Source organism: Rhodococcus sp. M8 (assembly GCF_015654185.1).
GTDB classification, from domain to species: domain Bacteria; phylum Actinomycetota; class Actinomycetes; order Mycobacteriales; family Mycobacteriaceae; genus Rhodococcus; species Rhodococcus aetherivorans.
Genome location: NZ_CP064065.1, coordinates 419,726 through 435,990, shown reverse-complemented (window position 1 = coordinate 435,990; position 16,265 = coordinate 419,726). Strand labels below are relative to the sequence as shown.

The 16,265-nt window shown below is 71.0% G+C and carries 19 protein-coding genes; 7 read left to right on the top strand and 12 right to left on the bottom strand.

Annotated elements, in window-relative coordinates; genetic code table 11:
* Nucleotides 1-37: 37 nt before the first annotated feature.
* The 3 genes from ISO16_RS02010 to ISO16_RS02000 form a co-directional block, all read right to left on the bottom strand.
* Nucleotides 38-496, bottom strand: a complete 459-nt coding sequence (locus ISO16_RS02010) for a MarR family winged helix-turn-helix transcriptional regulator (protein WP_072635151.1) — start codon at nt 494-496, stop codon at nt 38-40.
* 114 nt (nt 497-610) lie between these two features.
* A complete protein-coding gene (locus ISO16_RS02005; protein WP_072635150.1) occupies nt 611-1,879 on the bottom strand; it encodes a class I SAM-dependent RNA methyltransferase in 1,269 nt (422 codons plus the stop codon).
* Complete coding sequence (locus ISO16_RS02000; RefSeq protein ID WP_006938123.1) at nt 1,876-3,870, bottom strand: APC family permease; 1,995 nt, start codon at nt 3,868-3,870, stop codon at nt 1,876-1,878. The genes ISO16_RS02005 and ISO16_RS02000 overlap by 4 nt, the downstream gene beginning before the upstream one ends.
* A gap of 185 nt (nt 3,871-4,055) precedes the next feature.
* Between ISO16_RS02000 and ISO16_RS01995 the strand changes: the two genes are divergently transcribed.
* Nucleotides 4,056-4,721, top strand: coding sequence for a potassium channel family protein (locus tag ISO16_RS01995; RefSeq protein ID WP_072635149.1), 666 nt, complete (start codon nt 4,056-4,058; stop codon nt 4,719-4,721).
* Between the two features lie 61 nt (nt 4,722-4,782).
* Nucleotides 4,783-5,436, top strand: a complete 654-nt coding sequence (locus ISO16_RS01990; protein WP_006938125.1) for a potassium channel family protein — start codon at nt 4,783-4,785, stop codon at nt 5,434-5,436.
* A 4-nt stretch (nt 5,437-5,440) separates the two neighbouring features.
* Here ISO16_RS01990 and ISO16_RS01985 read toward each other — a convergent pair whose 3' ends face one another.
* Together ISO16_RS01985 and ISO16_RS01980 are read right to left on the bottom strand one after the other, a co-directional pair.
* Nucleotides 5,441-6,121, bottom strand: coding sequence for a DUF3159 domain-containing protein (locus ISO16_RS01985; RefSeq protein ID WP_006938132.1), 681 nt, complete (start codon nt 6,119-6,121; stop codon nt 5,441-5,443).
* Nucleotides 6,122-6,190: 69 nt separating this feature from the next.
* Nucleotides 6,191-6,568 (bottom strand): OB-fold nucleic acid binding domain-containing protein, encoded by a 378-nt coding sequence (locus ISO16_RS01980; protein WP_006938133.1) that lies wholly within the window; start codon nt 6,566-6,568, stop codon nt 6,191-6,193.
* 135 nt (nt 6,569-6,703) lie between these two features.
* Here ISO16_RS01980 and ISO16_RS01975 point away from each other — a divergent pair, with 135 nt between their 5' ends.
* Nucleotides 6,704-7,432: an alpha/beta fold hydrolase gene (locus tag ISO16_RS01975; protein ID WP_006938136.1), complete on the top strand. Its 729-nt coding sequence runs from the start codon at nt 6,704-6,706 to the stop codon at nt 7,430-7,432.
* Between the two features lie 18 nt (nt 7,433-7,450).
* Here the strand turns inward: ISO16_RS01975 and ISO16_RS01970 are convergent, their stop codons facing one another.
* Both ISO16_RS01970 and dut read right to left on the bottom strand, forming a co-directional pair.
* Nucleotides 7,451-8,254, bottom strand: a complete 804-nt coding sequence (locus ISO16_RS01970; RefSeq protein WP_072635148.1) for a DUF3710 domain-containing protein — start codon at nt 8,252-8,254, stop codon at nt 7,451-7,453.
* Nucleotide 8,255: 1 nt separating this feature from the next.
* Nucleotides 8,256-8,726, bottom strand: coding sequence for a dUTP diphosphatase (gene dut / locus ISO16_RS01965; protein ID WP_029543411.1), 471 nt, complete (start codon nt 8,724-8,726; stop codon nt 8,256-8,258).
* A gap of 19 nt (nt 8,727-8,745) precedes the next feature.
* On the opposite strand from dut, the gene ISO16_RS01960 reads away from it, so the two are divergent.
* Entirely contained in the window at nt 8,746-9,255 is a 510-nt protein-coding gene (locus tag ISO16_RS01960; RefSeq protein ID WP_006938139.1) for a DUF3093 domain-containing protein, read from the top strand.
* A 61-nt stretch (nt 9,256-9,316) separates the two neighbouring features.
* On the opposite strand, the gene ISO16_RS01955 is transcribed toward ISO16_RS01960, so the two are convergent.
* Nucleotides 9,317-9,619, bottom strand: coding sequence for a DUF4193 domain-containing protein (locus ISO16_RS01955; RefSeq protein ID WP_029543409.1), 303 nt, complete (start codon nt 9,617-9,619; stop codon nt 9,317-9,319).
* Nucleotides 9,620-9,986: 367 nt separating this feature from the next.
* On the opposite strand from ISO16_RS01955, the gene cei reads away from it, so the two are divergent.
* Nucleotides 9,987-10,670 (top strand): envelope integrity protein Cei, encoded by a 684-nt coding sequence (cei, locus tag ISO16_RS01950; RefSeq protein ID WP_006938142.1) that lies wholly within the window; start codon nt 9,987-9,989, stop codon nt 10,668-10,670.
* 15 nt (nt 10,671-10,685) lie between these two features.
* Here cei and ISO16_RS01945 read toward each other — a convergent pair whose 3' ends face one another.
* On the bottom strand, nt 10,686-11,582 hold the full coding sequence (locus ISO16_RS01945; RefSeq protein ID WP_006938143.1) for an inositol monophosphatase family protein: 897 nt from the start codon (nt 11,580-11,582) through the stop codon (nt 10,686-10,688).
* Between the two features lie 122 nt (nt 11,583-11,704).
* Between ISO16_RS01945 and ppgK the strand changes: the two genes are divergently transcribed.
* Together ppgK and ISO16_RS01935 are read left to right on the top strand one after the other, a co-directional pair.
* Nucleotides 11,705-12,490 (top strand): polyphosphate--glucose phosphotransferase, encoded by a 786-nt coding sequence (ppgK, locus tag ISO16_RS01940; RefSeq protein ID WP_006938148.1) that lies wholly within the window; start codon nt 11,705-11,707, stop codon nt 12,488-12,490.
* A 134-nt stretch (nt 12,491-12,624) separates the two neighbouring features.
* Nucleotides 12,625-13,983 (top strand): RNA polymerase sigma factor, encoded by a 1,359-nt coding sequence (locus tag ISO16_RS01935; protein ID WP_006938149.1) that lies wholly within the window; start codon nt 12,625-12,627, stop codon nt 13,981-13,983.
* Between the two features lie 10 nt (nt 13,984-13,993).
* On the opposite strand, the gene ISO16_RS01930 is transcribed toward ISO16_RS01935, so the two are convergent.
* Genes ISO16_RS01930 through ISO16_RS01920 form a run of 3 tightly spaced genes read right to left on the bottom strand, consistent with a single transcriptional unit; the run spans nt 13,994 to nt 16,090 of the window.
* The gene (locus ISO16_RS01930) at nt 13,994-15,214 is read right to left on the bottom strand and encodes a cation:proton antiporter (protein WP_006938150.1); all 1,221 of its coding nucleotides are present in this window, start codon (nt 15,212-15,214) and stop codon (nt 13,994-13,996) included.
* 3 nt (nt 15,215-15,217) lie between these two features.
* On the bottom strand, nt 15,218-15,700 hold the full coding sequence (locus ISO16_RS01925; protein WP_029543402.1) for a cation:proton antiporter regulatory subunit: 483 nt from the start codon (nt 15,698-15,700) through the stop codon (nt 15,218-15,220).
* A 45-nt stretch (nt 15,701-15,745) separates the two neighbouring features.
* Nucleotides 15,746-16,090: a DUF952 domain-containing protein gene (locus ISO16_RS01920; RefSeq protein WP_072635147.1), complete on the bottom strand. Its 345-nt coding sequence runs from the start codon at nt 16,088-16,090 to the stop codon at nt 15,746-15,748.
* Between the last annotated feature and the right edge of the window lie 175 nt (nt 16,091-16,265).

Sequence of the window (16,265 nt, the reverse complement as noted above, 5' to 3'; positions counted from 1 at the left end):
GCGCTCGCCGAGGAGGGGGGACTGACAGCTGCGGCGCTCACAGGCAGTTCCTTCCGGTGGATTCGTGTACGGAAAGGGTGTGGTTCAGGCGCGCGAGCACGTCGAGGGCGGATTCGGCTTGCGCCTGGTCCCAGCCGCCGAGCAGCTCGTGCAACCGGGAGGCGCGCCGGTCGCGGATCTCGCGCAGGGCCTTCTGCCCGGTCTCGGACACGCTGACGCGGTGGGCGCGTCTGTCGTCCGGGTCGCGGTGGCGGTCAACCATTCCCCGTTCGACGAGCTCCCCCAGCTGCCGGCTCAACGCGGACTGACTCATACACAGCTCCGCGGCGAGTTCGGTGGGGCGGCACTCCCCCATTCGCCACAGGACGAACAGGACGCCGGTCAGCGCGTTGGGCAACGGGTCACCCGTCGAGTTGGCCAGGGTCGTGCGCAGCGTGCGACCGAACAGGAAGATCGCGTCGACGAGCGCGTGCGCGGTGTCGGGCTGGACAGCCACGGAACACCTCCGAATCGAAATTATTTGCTTGCGACACGCAACTATACACTTAGTTGCATGCCGCAAGCAACCACGGGGGTCGCGCGGGACGCCCTGAATCCGTGAGCGGCCCGCTCAGCGGGTGAACAACGCCAGGCACTCCACGTGATGCGTCGACGGGAACGCGGCGTAGACGCGCAGCTCGGCCAGCTCGAACCCGTGCTCCCGGTACAGGCCGACATCCCGGCCGAACGACGCCGGATCGCATCCGACGTGCACGACGCGCTCCGGCCCGGCCGCCGCGACGGCCGCCACCACCTCGCGCCCGGCGCCGGCCCGAGGCGGATCGAGCACCACGACCTGCGGGGCGGGGAGATCCGGCAGCAGCCGTTCCACCCGGCCCGCATGGAACCGCACCTGCCCGAGATCCGAGAGCGCTTCCGCGCCGTCCTGCACCGCCCGGCGCGACAGTTCCACAGACTCGACCCGGCCACCGTCGCCGACCTGATCGGCCAGGACGGCCGCGAACACCCCGACACCGCCGTAGAGGTCCCACGCCGTCGCCCCCGGCGACGCCGCGGCCCACTCCCCCACGGTGTCCGAATAGGTCTGCGCCGCGCCGCGGTGTGCCTGCCAGAAGCCGGTCGCGGCCAGGTGCCAGTCCCGGCCGCCGACCCGCTCCACCGCCCGCCCCGAGCCCTCGATCACCTTCTCGGCGCGGGGCGCACCGGCCGCCGCGCGGCGGGCGGACGCTCCCCGCCGGCCCGGGCTGCGACGTCCCGTGCGGGAGACCGGCGGCGGTGCGATCTCGACCACGTGCCGCGTCCCGTCCGCATCGAGGACCACCTGGACCTCGGAACCGGGCTGCCACACCCGCTCGGCCAGCCCCTCGTAGGCGCGCGCCTCGATCTGCGGACACGCCAGTTCGGTCTCCAGTTCGTGGCTCCGGTAGCGCCGATACCCCGCTCGCCCGGCGGCGTCGACGGCCAGCCGCACCCGGGTGCGCCAGCGGGTGCCGTTCGCCGCCCCGCCCGGCACCTCCTCGACGACCACCTCGCGCTCGATGCCGCCGAGACGGCGCAACTGCTCCGCGACCACCGCAGCCCCGAATGCCCGCTGGGCCGGCACCGTCGCGTGGGACAGGTCGCAGCACCCCGATCCGCCGGGACCGGCGATGGGACACACCCGCTCCACCCGGTCCGGCGACGCTTCGAGGATGTGGACGGCGTCGGCGCGACAGAACGAGCCGCCACGGTCCTCCGTGACCAGCGCGACGACGCGCTCCCCGGGCAGGCCGTGCCGGACGAACACGACCCGCCCCTCGTGCCGGGCGACGCAGAAGCCCCCGTGCGCCGGGTTGCCCAGCGTCACCTCGAGCCGACGGCCGGACCAGTCGATGCTCACCGCTCCTCCTCCTCGAATCCCCGCCGCACCGATCCCGGCGCGGAGTCCAATCGTTCGCCGCGGGCATGGGCCGACGAGCTCAGCTGCCACGGGACGCTGGTGACCATGACACCGGGCTGGAACAGCAGCCGGCTCTTCAGCCGCAGCGCGCTCTGGTTGTGCAGGATCTGCTCCCACCAGTGACCCACCACGTACTCCGGGATGAACACGGTCACCACGTCGCGCGGCGAGTCCCGTCGCACCCGCCGGACGTATTCGAGGACGGGGCGGGTGATCTCCCGGTACGGCGACTCGACGACCTTGAGAGGGACGGTGATGTCGCTGCGTTCCCATTCGCGCACCAGCATCCGCGTGTCGGCCTCGTCGACGTTGACGGTGACCGCCTCGAGCGTGTCCGGCCGGGTGGCCCGCGCGTACGCCAGCGCCCGCAGGGTCGGCATGTGCAGCTTGGACACCAGCACGATCGAATGGGTGCGGCTGGGCAGCACACCGTCCCATTCGGTGTTCTCCAGCTCCTCGGCCACGCTGTCGTAGTGACGGTGGATGGCCTTCATCACACCGAAGATCGCGACCATCGCCACGATCGCGATCCACGCGCCCGCCGCGAACTTCGTCACCAGCACGATCACCAGGACGGATGCGGTCATGATCAGGCCGATCGTGTTGACGATCCGCGACCGTCGCATGCGGGCCCGCTGTTCGGGGTCGGTCTCGGACGCCAGATGCCGCGTCCAGTGCCGGATCATGCCGGTCTGACTGAGGGTGAACGAGACGAACACCCCGACGATGTAGAGCTGGATCAGCTTGGTGACCTCAGCATCGAAGGCCCACACGAAGACGATCGCCACGCCCGACAGGAACAGGATGCCGTTGCTGAACGCCAGCCGGTCGCCCCGGGTGTGCAGCTGCCGGGGCAGGTAGCGGTCCTGCGCCAGCACCGAGGCCAGCACCGGGAAGCCGTTGAACGCCGTGTTGGCGGCCAGCACCAGGATCAACGCGGTCACGATGGTGATCAGCAGGAACCCGAGCGGGAAGTCGTCGAAGACCGCGTGCGCGAGTTGCGCCACGAGCGTCTTCTGCTGGTAGCCCTCCGGGGCACCGCGCAACTGGGTCTCGGGATGTTCGGCGATGACCACCCCCAGCTTGTTCGCGAGCAGAATCATGCCGAGGAGCAGGACGATCGCGATCCCGCCGAGCATGAGCAGGGTCGTGGCGGCGTTGCGGGACTTCGGCTTGCGGAACGCAGGCACCCCGTTGCTGATCGCCTCGACGCCGGTCAGCGCGGCACACCCGGACGAGAACGCACGGGCCAGCAGGAACACGAACGCGATCCCGGCCAGATCCGACTGCTCGGCGACCAACTCGAACCCGGCCGACTCGGCCTTGACGTCGTCCCCGAACACGAAGACGCGCACCAGACCCCACCCCAGCATGACGATCATGCCGATCATGAAGGCGTAGGTCGGGACGGCGAACGCGGTGCCGGCTTCCCGCAGGCCACGCAGGTTGACCGCGGTCAGCACGACGATCGCGGAGATCGCGAACAGCACCTTGTGCTGCGCCACGAACGGCACCGCCGATCCGATGTTCGCCGCGGCCGAGGAGATCGACACCGCGACGGTGAGCACGTAGTCGACCATCAGGGCGCTGCCGACGGTCAATCCCGCGGTCGGACCGAGGTTCACGGTGGCAACCTCGTAGTCGCCGCCGCCGGAGGGGTACGCGTGCACGTTCTGCCGGTAGCTGGCGACGACGACGGCGAGGACGAGCGCCACCGCGACGCCGATCCACGGCGTGAACACGTACGCCGAAAGACCCGCGACGGACAGGACGAGGAAGATCTCCTCCGGGGCGTACGCCACCGACGACAACGCGTCGGATGCGAACACCGGCAGGGCGATTCGCTTGGGTAGCAACGTGTGACCGAGCGTGTCGCTGCGGAACGGCCTACCCAACAACAACCGCTTCGTGGCGGTCGAGAGCTTGGACACTCGCAAAGCCTAAGCCGTCCCACCGGCCACCCGCCGGGCACCCGTGGCCGTGTCCGAAATGCACCTCTGCGGGGAGCCCGTTCGGCCGGCACCGCACGCCGGTCCTGCGCGGGCGGTACGGTTCGGTTCTGCGCGTCGCGATCGGGACGCGCGGCGACACGGAAAGAAGCGGAACGGAGCGAACGGTGTACGTGGTGGTCATGGGCTGTGGCCGGGTGGGTTCCTCCCTGGCCGCGGCGCTCGTCCGGCTGGGCAACGAGGTGGCCGTCATCGACCGCGACCCGAGCGCGTTCCTGCGGCTGGGTCCGGACTTTCCCGGGCACACGATCGTGGGTATGGGCTTCGACCGGGACGTGCTGGTGCGGTCCGGCATCGAGCGGGCCGACGCGTTCGCCGCCGTCTCCTCCGGGGACAACTCGAACATCATCTCCGCCCGGGTGGCCCGGGAGACCTTCGGCGTCGAGCGCGTCGTCGCCCGCATCTACGATGCCAAGCGCGCCGCGGTGTACGAGCGACTCGGGATCCCGACCGTCGCGACGGTGCCGTGGACGACCGACAGGTTCCTGCACAACCTCACCCATGAGAGCCAGACCGCCAAGTGGCGGGATCCGACCGGCACCGTCGCCGTCGCGGAGGTGTCGGTGCACGAGGCCTGGATCGGCCGCAACGTCACCGAGTTCGAGGCCGCTACCCACTCGAGGGTCGCGTTCATCATCCGATTCGGCACCGGGGTCCTACCCGACCGCAAGACCGTGCTGCAGGCGGACGACCAGGTCTACATCGCGGCTGTCTCGGGCACCGTCGCCGAGGCGATCGCCCTCGCCGAACAGCCCCCCGCGGCCGACGACTGACCGTGCTGCGCCCGCGGGCGCAGCCGCAACACACGACCCGGAATCACCGAGAGGAACGCCGATGAAGGTGGCCATCGCGGGAGCGGGAGCCGTCGGGCGCTCCATCGCGCGCGAACTGATCCGCAACAACCACGAAGTGATGCTGCTCGAACGCAAGCTCGAGCACGTCGAGCCCGAATCCGTGCCCGACGCCAAGTGGGTGCACGCCGACGCGTGCGAGCTGAGCCTGCTCGAGGCCGCACAGCTCGAGCAGTACGACGTGGTGATCGCCGCCACCGGCGACGACAAGGCCAACCTGGTGCTGAGCCTGCTCGCCACCACCGAGTTCGGCGTCGCCCGCGTCGTCGCCCGTGTCAACGATCCGCGCAACGAGTGGCTGTTCGACGAGTCCTGGGGCGTCGACGTCGCCGTGTCCACGCCGCGCATGCTGGCGTCGCTGGTCGAGGAGGCCGTCTCGGTCGGCGACCTGGTGCGGCTGATGACGCTGCGCAAGGGCGCGAACCTGGTCGAGATCACGCTGCCGGACACCACCGTGCTGGCCGGCAAGCCGGTGCGCAAGCTGCAACTGCCCCGGGACGCGGCCCTGGTGACGATCCTGCGCGGCGGCCGGGTTATCGTCCCGCAGCCCGACGATCCGCTCGAAGGCGGCGACGAGCTGCTGTTCGTCGCCGCGGCCGAGGTGGAGCAGGAACTGCGGGCGGCCATCGGCCTCTAGCAGGTCAGCGCGCGTCCTGGTCGGGGCCGGCTTCGGCGGCCCGGCCCGGGCCGGTCTCGACGGGCTCGTCGACAGCCTCGGGCGCCGGCTCGACCAGCCGATCGGCGCGGCGGACCGCCCACAAGGTCACGAGCAACGCCACCGCGGTCAGCGGCCATCCCATACCGATCCGGGCCACGGCGAGCCAGCCGGTCCGGTCGGCGTCGTACAGCTCGTGTTGCACGAAGTAGCGGGCCGCGAACACCAGCGCCCACGCCGCGGTCGCGATGTCGTAGGCGCGCACGGCGACGCGATGCCGCCGCCAGGACGATCCCTGCCCGTTGAGCATGCCCCAGATGACGCCGACCAGGGGCCGCCGCACCAGAATGGACAGGACGAAACCGGCGGCATAGAGCAGGCTGGTGTAGATGCCGAAGAGGAAGTAGCCCTTGGCGTCGCCGGTGCGGTAGGCGATGAACGCACACACGCCCACACCGAGGAGCCCCGAGACCGCCGGCTGGACGGGGGTGCGCTGGACGAGCCGCCACACGAGGATGACGGTGGCCACGGCGAGGGCCGCCCAGATCGCGGCGGTCAGGCCCCAGATGCTGTTGACCGGAACGAACACCAGCACGGGCACGGTCGAGTAGACCAACCCGCTGAGTCCACCGAGTTGTTCCAGGACCGTCTGCTGCTTGTCGCTCACTCCTACGAGGGTGCCACAGCCCCACGCGGGCGCGGGGCGGCGCCGGGCGCTGGGGCACCGGCGCTCGGGTCAGGCCCGCTCGCGCAGTTCGTAATACGGGTTGTAGATGACCTTCGAGCCGTCACGCTCGCCGACGCGCCCGCGCACCAGCAGGGTCTTGCCCGGCTCGATGCCCGGAATGCGGCGACGTCCGATCCATACGAGCTTGACGGCCTCGGTGCCGTCGAACAGTTCCGCCTCGACGGCGGCGCTGGCGGCCTTCGGGCACGCCTCGACACTGCGGAGACGACCGAACATGGTCACCTCTTCGCCGCGCGCACAGTCGCAGGCGCGGCGGGCACCCGTCGCCTGGGCGGTTTCGGCGATCTCCTCGGCGTCGAGTTGCTCGAGATCTTCCGTGAGCCGACGGGTGAGTCGGCGGAAGTAACCGGCTGCGGCGGGTGCCATAGCGTGCTCCTGAGAAGGGCGCGGCACGGATCGCGGGCCGCGCATGGGGCTTTCCTGAGGGCCACTGTAGACCTATCCGCACAGGGCAACCACTCGGGTTCCCACCTGCTCGGACGGGTCCGGCAGGATCGGACCATGCGCTCCGCGAACACGTCCCCCGAACACGCCGGGGCCAGCACTTTCGTCGCCGTCGTCCTGCCCGGGACGGGCTCCGACGCCCGCTTCGTGGAGCGGGCGTTCGGCGGTCCGCTCGCCGCTGCCGGAATACGCACCGTCGCGGTCGACCCGGACCCGGCCCGCGTGGTCGGCAGCTACGTCGATGCACTCGAGCGCGCCGCCGCCGACGGTCCCGTGCTGGTGGGCGGGGTGTCGCTCGGGGCGGCCGTCGCGCTGCGGTGGGCGGCCGAGCACCCGGGGCGCACCGTCGGCGTGCTCGCAGCCCTGCCGGCGTGGACGGGCTCGCCGGAGGCCGCGCCGGCGGCGGCGAGCGCCCGTTGGACGGCCGGCGAGCTGCGCGCCCACGGACTTGCTGCGGTCACCGCGGCGATGGTGGCGTCCAGCCCCGCCTGGCTCGGGGTCGAACTGGCCCGCTCCTGGCGGTCGCAGTGGCCGGGCCTGCCGGCGGCGCTCGACGAGGCGTCCCGCTACCGGGCGCCGGACCGGGACGAGCTGCGGACCGTCGAGGTGCCGGTCGGCATCGCCGCCGCCGTGGACGACCCGGTCCATCCCCTCGCGGTCGCGCAGGAATGGTGTGCGCACCTGAGGCGGGCCGCGCTGGGCACCGTCACCCTCGCCGGGATCGGCGCCGATCCCGCCGTGCTCGGAGCCACCTGTCTGGAGGCACTGCGCCGCGTCGGGGACTGACCCCGGGGGACCGGACCGTCAGAAGCCGAGCTGCTGCATCGCCGAACCCGACTCGCCGTGCCGCGGCCGGGGCGGCGCGGGCTGCTGGGGCGGCGCGGGCTGCTGCTGTTGCGCGGACTGCTGCGGCGGCAGGGGCTGCTGGGCCGCCGCCTGCTGGGCCGCCTGCTGGGCTGCCGCCTGCTGTTGCGCGGCGGCCAGCTGCTCCGCGAGGGCCTTCGGGAGCACCACCGGCAGCGGCGTCCGCACCGGATGCGGATCCTGGCCGCGCCGCACGACGGTCTCGGCGACGATGGCACGGGCCGTCTCCACCAGCGGCGAGTCGGCCGTCACCGAACCTGCCGGTCCGGCGACGACGCAGCGGATCATCCATCGGTAGCCGTCGACACCGAGGAAGCGCAGGTCCGCGTTCGGGGTGCTGCCCTGCAGCTCCCGGCCCCACGGTCCGCTTTCGATGCTCACCGTCGCGTTGTCGCGGCGCAGCGACTCGGCCAGCTCGGCGGCCACCTCCCGCCACTGCCCCGGGGACTTCGGTGCCGCGTACGCGGAGACCGTGATCCGGCCGTGCTGGGTCACCAGATGCACGGCCTGCGGTTGGCCGTTCGGTGCCATCTCCACCTGGATCTGCCCGCCCGGTGGCAGCGGGACGAGCACCGACCCGAGGTCGAGCCGGCTACCGACCGCGTCCTCGCCGATGTCGTCGATGTCGTAGGGACCGCCCTCGGGCGCCTGCACCTCGTCGTCCACGGGCGCGGAGTCGAAGTTGCCCTCGTCCGCGAGGCCCGGAGCCTCGGCGTCCCGGTTCTTCCGGCGTCGTCCGAACATGTCAGGAACCTTCCTTCACCAGACCGGCGTGCCCACCGCTCGACCCGTATCCTCCGGCGCCGCGGCTGGTGTCGTCGAGGGAACCGACCTCGACGAAGTCGACGAGCTCGACCCTCTGCACGAGCAGTTGCGCGATGCGGTCACCACGACGCAGTTCGACCGCGCGGTCGGGGTCGTGGTTGATCAGGCACACCTTGATCTCCCCGCGGTAGCCCGCATCCACCGTCCCGGGAGTGTTGACCACGGAGAGCCCGTACTTCGCGGCCAGACCGGAGCGCGGATGGATCAGACCCACCGTGCCGACGGGCAGGGCCACCGCGATGCCGGTCCCCACCAGCGCTCGCCGCCCGGGCTCGATGGTCACGTCCACCGTGGTGCACAGGTCCACACCGGCGTCGCCGGCGTGTGCCCGCGCGGGCAAGGGAATCCCCGGGTCCAGGCGGAGCAGGGGGACGGCTGGAAGATCGGTCACGTGCACCGAGACTACTCTGATGGACGTGTCTCGAACCTCTCGACCCGATGCGGATGCGCAGCAGACGACCGGCGCACCGGTCTATTCCGAACGGATGTGGGTGCCGCTGTGGTGGTGGCCCCTAGGCCTGGGCGTCGCGGCGCTGCTGGCCGCGGAACTGCACATGGGGGCGCCCGGCCTGTACGCCTGGCTGCCGTACGTGCTGCTGTTGCCGTTCCCTGTCTGGGCGCTCGTGTGGCTGTCCCGGCTGCGGCTGGAGGTGACGGGCGGGGAGTTGATCGTCGGCCGGGCGCACCTGCCGCTCGAGGTGATCTCCCGCGGTGTCGTGGTGCCGGCGTCGGCGAAGAGCGCCGCCCTGGGGCGCCAGCTCGACCCGGCGGCGTACGTCCAGCACCGCCCGTGGATCGGGACGATGGTGCTCGTCGTGCTGGACGACCCGGACGACCCCACCCCCTACTGGCTGATCAGCACAAGGCGGCCGGCAGAGCTGCTGGCCGCCTTGGGGTGTGCCGACAAGACCGAACGCTGAACCGGGGGCGGCCGGTCAGCGCCGTCCCTCCGGGACTCAGGCCGCGCCGTCCCTCCGGGACTCAGGCCGCGCAGTCCCGGCAGATCATCACTCCGTTCTCGTCGCTCGCGAGCCGGCTGCGGTGGTGCACCAGGAAGCAGCTCGAGCAGGTGAACTCGTCGGCCTGCTTCGGCACCACCCGCACCGACAGCTCCTCGCCGGACAGATCCGCCCCGGGCAGCTCGAAGGACTCCGCGGTGTCCGACTCGTCGACGTCCACGACGGCGGACTGCGCCTCGTTGCGTCGCGCCTTCAGTTCTTCGAGTGAATCCTCCGACACATCATCGGTTTCGGTTCGCCTCGGTGCGTCGTAGTCAGTCGCCATTTCCTCTACCTCTAGTCCTCGTGCAGGTGCCCTGCCGAAGGACACTGTTCATGTCCTTCGGCCCGGGCAACGCCCGACCGTCTCCGGAAGTTCCCACCGGCCGTATCCGGGTCCCGGACACGACCCGGGCCTTCCGCTGTCGAAAGCCTCGCCGTCGCCTCTTTCGACGACCTGGGCCGCCGAACAATAGCGGAAGTACCCACGGAAGCCGTAACCGATACACCCGGTCCGGGGAATTGTCGGTCAATTGTCACCAACACCACAGCAACTCGAGACATTCCACCGGTCGCCCACCTTCGCGGACCCCACCGGGAGGCCCTCTACAGTGGTCGCACACAACCCTTGGAGATGCGAGAGGCAGGGCGCCGTGGTTTCCCTGATCACCGAAGGCCGCGCGCGGGACGAACGCGGCCGGCCGTTCCCACGGCGCCGCGTCGTACCCGCCGCGGCCCTGTTCGCGGTCCTGGCGACGATCGGGATCGTGGTGTGGACATCGGTGTTCGCCGGCTCGGACCCGGTGTCCAGGACCGTGGCGTGCAACGCCCCGCCGACCGTCCCGTCGGAGCCCGGCGGACCCCAGCCGGCCCCCCTCGGCGAGGTGGTCGACCGTTCCGTCCTGCTCGACGTGGAGCCCGCTCCCCTGGCGGCGACGCGGGTGCGGGTGTTCAACGCCAACGGCGAACGTGGCCAGGCCACCCACGTGGCAACCCAGCTGGCCGAATACGGATTCGCGAGCGCACCGGATGTGCAGGCCGGCAACGACCCGGTCTACATCGACCAGAACATGCAGTGTCACGGCCAGATCAGGTTCGGGGCGGCCGGGACCGCGGCGGCGAGCACGGTGTGGCTGGTCGCGCCGTGCGCCGAACTCGTCCGCGACGACCGCGCCGACGACACCGTCGACCTGGCCCTGGGCACCTACTCCAAGGAGATCGCGCCCAACGCCGACGCCGAGGAGGTGCTGCAGTCGCTGCGGGAGGCGCCGGTGGGCGCGGCCGCCGCGCCGCTCGACATCGACCTGCTGGCCGCGGCCCGCGACGCCCGCTGCTGAGCGCGCCGCGGACCGTCAGGCCGGGATCGGCGCGTCGGCGCCGAGCGCGGCGAGCAGGTCCGCGAGCTGTGTCGCGATGCCGGGCGCGGCGGCGACGGTGATCTCGCCGGCGTCGCCGGCTCCGGCCGGGAGTTGCACCCACGCGCCCGCCTCCGCGGCGATCAGCGCACCGGCCGCCCAGTCCCACGGTTGCAGGCCGTGTTCGTAGTGGGCGTCGACGCGCCCCGACGCCACCATGCACAGATCCAGGGCGGCCGCACCGATGCGGCGGATGTCCCGCACCCTCGGTAACAGCTCGGCCACCAGCGCGCCCTGCCGTTCGCGACGGTGCGGCGCGTAGGAGAAGCCCGTCGCGACGAGGGCGCGGGCGACGTCGTCGACCGGGTTGCAGCGCAGGCGCGTCACCGCTCCGCCGACGTCGGTGCGGGTGGCTCCGCGCCCGCGCGCGGCCGAGTACACGTCCCCGGCGGCGACGTCGACCACCGCTCCCGCCACGGACCGCCCCCCGACCTGGGCTGCCACCGACACCGCGTAGGCCGGGATGCCGTAGACGAAGTTCACCGTGCCGTCGATGGGGTCGACGACCCAGCGGACGCCGCTCGACCCGGTGTGGGCGCCGCCCTCCTCTCCGAGGATCGCGTCGCCCGGCCGCAACCGGGTCAGCAGCCGCCGGATCAGGTCCTCGGTCTCGGTGTCCGCCACCGTCACGGGGTCGGTGTCGGTGCTCTTCGTCCGCACCGCGCCGACGCGGTCGGTACCCGTGTCGGCGGGTGGGAACAGGTCGGGCCGCCGGGCGCGCACGTGACCGGCGGCCTCGGCCGCGACGGACACGGCGATCTCGCGCAGCAGGGCCGGGTCCGTGGTGACGTCGGGGGACAGCGTAGAGGGGCGGGAGTCCGGGGTGTCGGGCACCCGAGTATCCGAACACACTGTGCGGCACGGCACCACCCGCGCGGCGGCCACGTTCGGATTAGGGTGACGTCACGACAGCGGTCGCCCGCGGTGACTGTTCCGGTGACGAGAGGGAGCGCGAGATGACGCAGACGATGCACCCGGCCACGCCGGACCCGGACCTTCTCGGATTCGGTGTCGACGTCGGCGGCAGCGGCATCAAGGGCGGCGTCGTCGATCTGTCCACAGGCCGGTTGGTGGGCGAGCGCATCAAGATCCTGACCCCGCAGCCGTCCACCCCGCAGGCCGTCGCCGACACGGTCGCCCGGATCGTGGACGAGGCGCAGTGGACGGGACCGGTGGGGGTCACCCTGCCGAGCGTGGTGACGGGCGGCGTGGCGCGCACGGCCGCGAACATCGATCCGGCGTGGATCGGCACCGACGCCCGGACGTTGTTCTCGTCGGTTCTGGGCGACCGCCCGGTGAGTGTCCTGAACGACGCGGACGCCGCCGGCCTCGCCGAGGACCGCTTCGGCGCGGCCAAGGACGCGTCCGGGGTGGTCATCCTGCTCACGTTCGGGACCGGGATCGGCTCGGCGGTTTTGCACAACGGCGATCTGCTGCCGAACACCGAGTTCGGGCACATGGAGATCGACGGGATGGAGGCCGAGCACCGCGCGGCGTCGTCGGTCAAGGAGAACAACGAGTGGACGTACAAGCGGTGGGCGAAGGAGGTCTCGCTGGTGCTGTCGCGGTTCGAGGCCCTGTTGTGGCCCGACCTGTTCATCGCCGGTGGCGGGATCAGCCGCAAGCACGAGAAGTGGATCCCGTTGCTGACCAACCGCACACCCGTCGTTCCGGCCGCATTGCGCAACGCGGCCGGCATCATCGGGGCCGCCTACGCTGCGAAAACAGGTGTACTCCCCTGAGTCCTGCACATCGCGCGTGGCGGCGATCGTTACAATGGTGCACAGCCGGCTGCGAACCGGCCTGATCCCGACAGACCTCTCCGCCGGAACCACTCTGGCGCGACGCCGCACTACCTCGTCACGAAAGGGCGTACGTGGCAGCCACCGAAATCCACACGGCTGATTCCCCGAACGAATCGGCAGCCTCCGCGGACGCCGCGGATACCACGACCGGTACCGCACCCGCCACGAAGCGGCCGGCGAAGAAGGCCGCGGCCAAGAAGGCCCCGGCGAAGAAGGCGGCCGCCAAGAAGGCCCCGGCCAAGAAGGCCGCCGCCAAGAAGACCACGGCGAAGAAGGCCGCCGCCAAGAAGGCGGGCAAGCCTGCCGGCGACGAGTTCGAGGGCGAGGAAGCCGAGCTCGAGGATCTCGACGTCGCCGAGGCCGACCTCGAAGGTGCCGAGGACGTGGTCGTGGAGGTGACGGAAGCCGACGACGAGCCCAGCGACAAGGACAAGGCGTCGGGCGACTTCGTCTGGGACGAGGAGGAGTCGGAGGCGCTGCGGCAGGCCCGCAAGGACGCCGAGCTGACCGCCTCCGCCGACTCGGTGCGCGCCTACCTCAAGCAGATCGGCAAGGTCGCGCTGCTCAACGCCGAGGAGGAGGTCGAGCTCGCCAAGCGCATCGAAGCCGGCCTCTACGCCACCTACCGGCTGCAGGAGTACGCCGACAAGGGCGAGAAGCTGCCGGTCGCGCAGCGCCGCGACCTGAACTGGATCTGCCGGGACGGCAACCGCGCCAAGAACCACCTGCTCGAGGCCAACCTGCGTCTCGTCGTCTCGCTCGCCAAGCGCTACACCGGCCGTGGCATGGCATTCCTGGATCTGATCCAGGAGGGCAACCTCGGTCTGATCCGTGCGGTGGAGAAGTTCGACTACACGAAGGGTTACAAGTTCTCCACGTATGCCACGTGGTGGATCCGCCAGGCGATCACCCGCGCGATGGCCGATCAGGCCCGCACCATCCGCATCCCGGTGCACATGGTCGAGGTGATCAACAAGCTCGGCCGCATCCAGCGCGAGCTGCTCCAGGACCTCGGGCGCGAGCCCACCCCGGAGGAACTGGCCAAGGAGATGGACATCACGCCGGAGAAGGTGCTGGAGATCCAGCAGTACGCGCGTGAGCCGATCTCCCTCGACCAGACCATCGGCGACGAGGGCGACAGCCAGCTCGGCGACTTCATCGAGGACAGCGAGGCCGTGGTCGCCGTCGACGCGGTGTCGTTCACGCTGCTGCAGGACCAGCTGCAGTCGGTGCTCGAGACCCTGTCCGAGCGCGAGGCCGGCGTCGTCCGGCTGCGGTTCGGCCTGACCGACGGTCAGCCCCGGACCCTCGACGAGATCGGGCAGGTCTACGGGGTCACCCGCGAACGGATCCGGCAGATCGAGTCGAAGACCATGTCGAAGCTGCGGCACCCGTCGCGGTCGCAGGTGCTGCGCGACTACCTCGACTGAGGATCGACGTCTAGAACTCTTCCGCTTCACGGCGATCGGCCGTCGGCTCCGCAGCCGACGGCCGTTCGCGTAGCCGGGGCACCACGGTGCGGGTGACGGGCTCGACGATCCGTGCCGCGACGGGTCCGAGCACCGCCGTGATCAGCACGTACGCCGAGGCGAGGGCGGCGAGCTCGGCGTCCACCTGGCCGGAGGTGACGGCCAGTCCGGCGATGACGATGGAGAACTCGCCGCGGGCGATGAGTGCGGCGCCCGCGCGGGCCCGGCCCATGGTGCCGATGCCGTGCCGGTGGGCCGCCCACCAGCCGGTGGCGATCTTCGTCAGCGCGGTGACGACGGCGAGCAGCACCGCCCACCCCAGCACCGGGGGGATCGCGGTCGGATCGGTGTTGAGGCCGAAGAACACGAAGAAGATCGCCGCGAACAGGTCCCGCAGGGGCTCGAGGACGCGAGCCGCATTGTGGGCGGTCGACCCCGAGATCGCGATGCCGAGCAGGAACGCACCGACCGCCGCCGACACCTGCATCGCCGAGCTGACGCCCGCGACGAGGAGCGCGGCCCCGAGCAGCTTGAGCAGCAGCGTCTCGCTGTCCGGGCTGTCGAGCACCGCGGAGACGTAACGCCCGTACCGCAGCACCAGCACGAGCACGATCGTGACCAGGCCCAGGGCGATCGCGACGGCCTCGAGTCCACCGATCAGGCTGACCCCGGCGAGCACCGCGGTCAGGATCGGCAGGTATACCGCCATCGCGAGGTCCTCGAAGACGAGGATCGACAGCACTACGGGAGTCTCCCGGTTACCCAGACGGCCGAGGTCGGTCAGCGTCTTGGCGATGATGCCCGAGGACGAGATGTAGGTGATGCCCCCGAGGACGAACGCCCCCGTCGCACCCCAACCGAGCAGCAGCGCGATCGCCGCCCCCGGCGCGGCGTTGAGCACGAGATCGAGCAGACCCGCCGCGCGGGAACGTTTGAGCCCGGTCATGAGCTCGGAGGCCGTGTACTCCAGCCCGAGAAGCAGCAGGAGCAGGACCACGCCGATCTCACTGGCGACGTGACTGAATTCGCTGATGTCGCCGAGCTGGACGAAGCCGCCGGTGCCGAACGCCAGACCGCCGAGGAGGTAGAACGGGATCGGCGACATGGCGAATCGCGCGGCGACCCGTCCGAGCACCCCCAGGGCGAAGAACACCGCCCCCAGTTCGATCAGGGCGAGCGTGGTCGAGTTCATCCGTCAGCCGTTGCGCAGGATCCTGGCCGCGGCGTCCAGCCCGTCGGCGGTGCCGACGGCGACGAGGATGTCTCCCCCGGTGAGCACGAAGTCCGGTCCCGGTGACGGCGTCACCTGCCCCGCGCGCATCACCGCGACGACGGACACGCCCGTGCGGGTCCGCATCGCCGTGTCCCCGAGCACCGCCCCGTCGAAGCGGGAGCCGTCGTGGATGTGCAGCTGCCGGGTGATGATCCCGGGCAGCTCCCGGTGGTCCTCCTGGAGCTGGGCGACGAGCTGGGGCGCGCCGAGCAGGTTGCTCAGTGTGGCCGCCTCCTCGACGGTCAGCGGTAGCGAGGCGGCGCAGGCGTCGGGATCGTCCGCCTTCGAGATGATCAGGTCCGAATGGCCGTCCCGATGCGTGATGACCCCGATCCGACGACCCGACGCCAGCTCGAAGTCCTTGCGCACACCGATCCCGGGAAGCGGCGTCACTTCGACGTTCATGCCGCCAGAGTAGGGCTCACGGCGGACACGGGTGACGGCGCACCGTCAGAGATGTCCGAACCGTCCGTTTTCGTCGGGGAGGTAGTCGACGGCTGCGGTGACCGCGGCGACGGGGAGGGGGCCGTAGAGGTGCGGGAACGCCATCCCCGCCGGATCGCCCGGCACGCCCGGCTCGAACCGCACCTCGTCCGCGAGCCGGGCCGGGTCGATGTGCAACAGCACCAGGTCCGTGCGGCCGGCGAACAACCGGTTCGCCGGCAGGTGCACCTGTTCCGGGGCCGACAGGTGTACGAACCCCTGCGCGGCGAGCGACTCGGGGGTCAACGCCCCGCTGCGCTGCGCCCGCTCCCAGTCGGCCCGCGCGCAGATGTGTACCAGCCGATCCGTCACCGCGACCCCTCTCGACGACCGTTCCGGGCCCGCGACGGCGCCGAGGGCTCTGCGCTGTGAGCGAACACCCGCAGCCGCGAAACCGCACGTCGTCGGCATTCGGCCGGTTCCGGGGTGAAACGCGACACGATTTCCGGAGGATTGGAACAACGCATGAACGGGAATCGTCTGACAC

Coding starts and splice junctions, on each gene's coding strand:
- ISO16_RS01990 (WP_006938125.1), top strand. CDS start 4,783: ATGAAGGTGGCCATCGCGGGAGCGGGAGCCGTCGGGCGCTCCATCGCG.
- ISO16_RS01980 (WP_006938133.1), bottom strand. CDS start 6,568: ATGGCACCCGCCGCAGCCGGTTACTTCCGCCGACTCACCCGTCGGCTC.
- ISO16_RS01975 (WP_006938136.1), top strand. CDS start 6,704: ATGCGCTCCGCGAACACGTCCCCCGAACACGCCGGGGCCAGCACTTTC.
- ISO16_RS01970 (WP_072635148.1), bottom strand. CDS start 8,254: ATGTTCGGACGACGCCGGAAGAACCGGGACGCCGAGGCTCCGGGCCTC.
- ISO16_RS01960 (WP_006938139.1), top strand. CDS start 8,746: ATGGACGTGTCTCGAACCTCTCGACCCGATGCGGATGCGCAGCAGACG.
- ISO16_RS01955 (WP_029543409.1), bottom strand. CDS start 9,619: ATGGCGACTGACTACGACGCACCGAGGCGAACCGAAACCGATGATGTG.
- ppgK (WP_006938148.1), top strand. CDS start 11,705: ATGACGCAGACGATGCACCCGGCCACGCCGGACCCGGACCTTCTCGGA.
- ISO16_RS01930 (WP_006938150.1), bottom strand. CDS start 15,214: ATGAACTCGACCACGCTCGCCCTGATCGAACTGGGGGCGGTGTTCTTC.
- ISO16_RS01925 (WP_029543402.1), bottom strand. CDS start 15,700: ATGAACGTCGAAGTGACGCCGCTTCCCGGGATCGGTGTGCGCAAGGAC.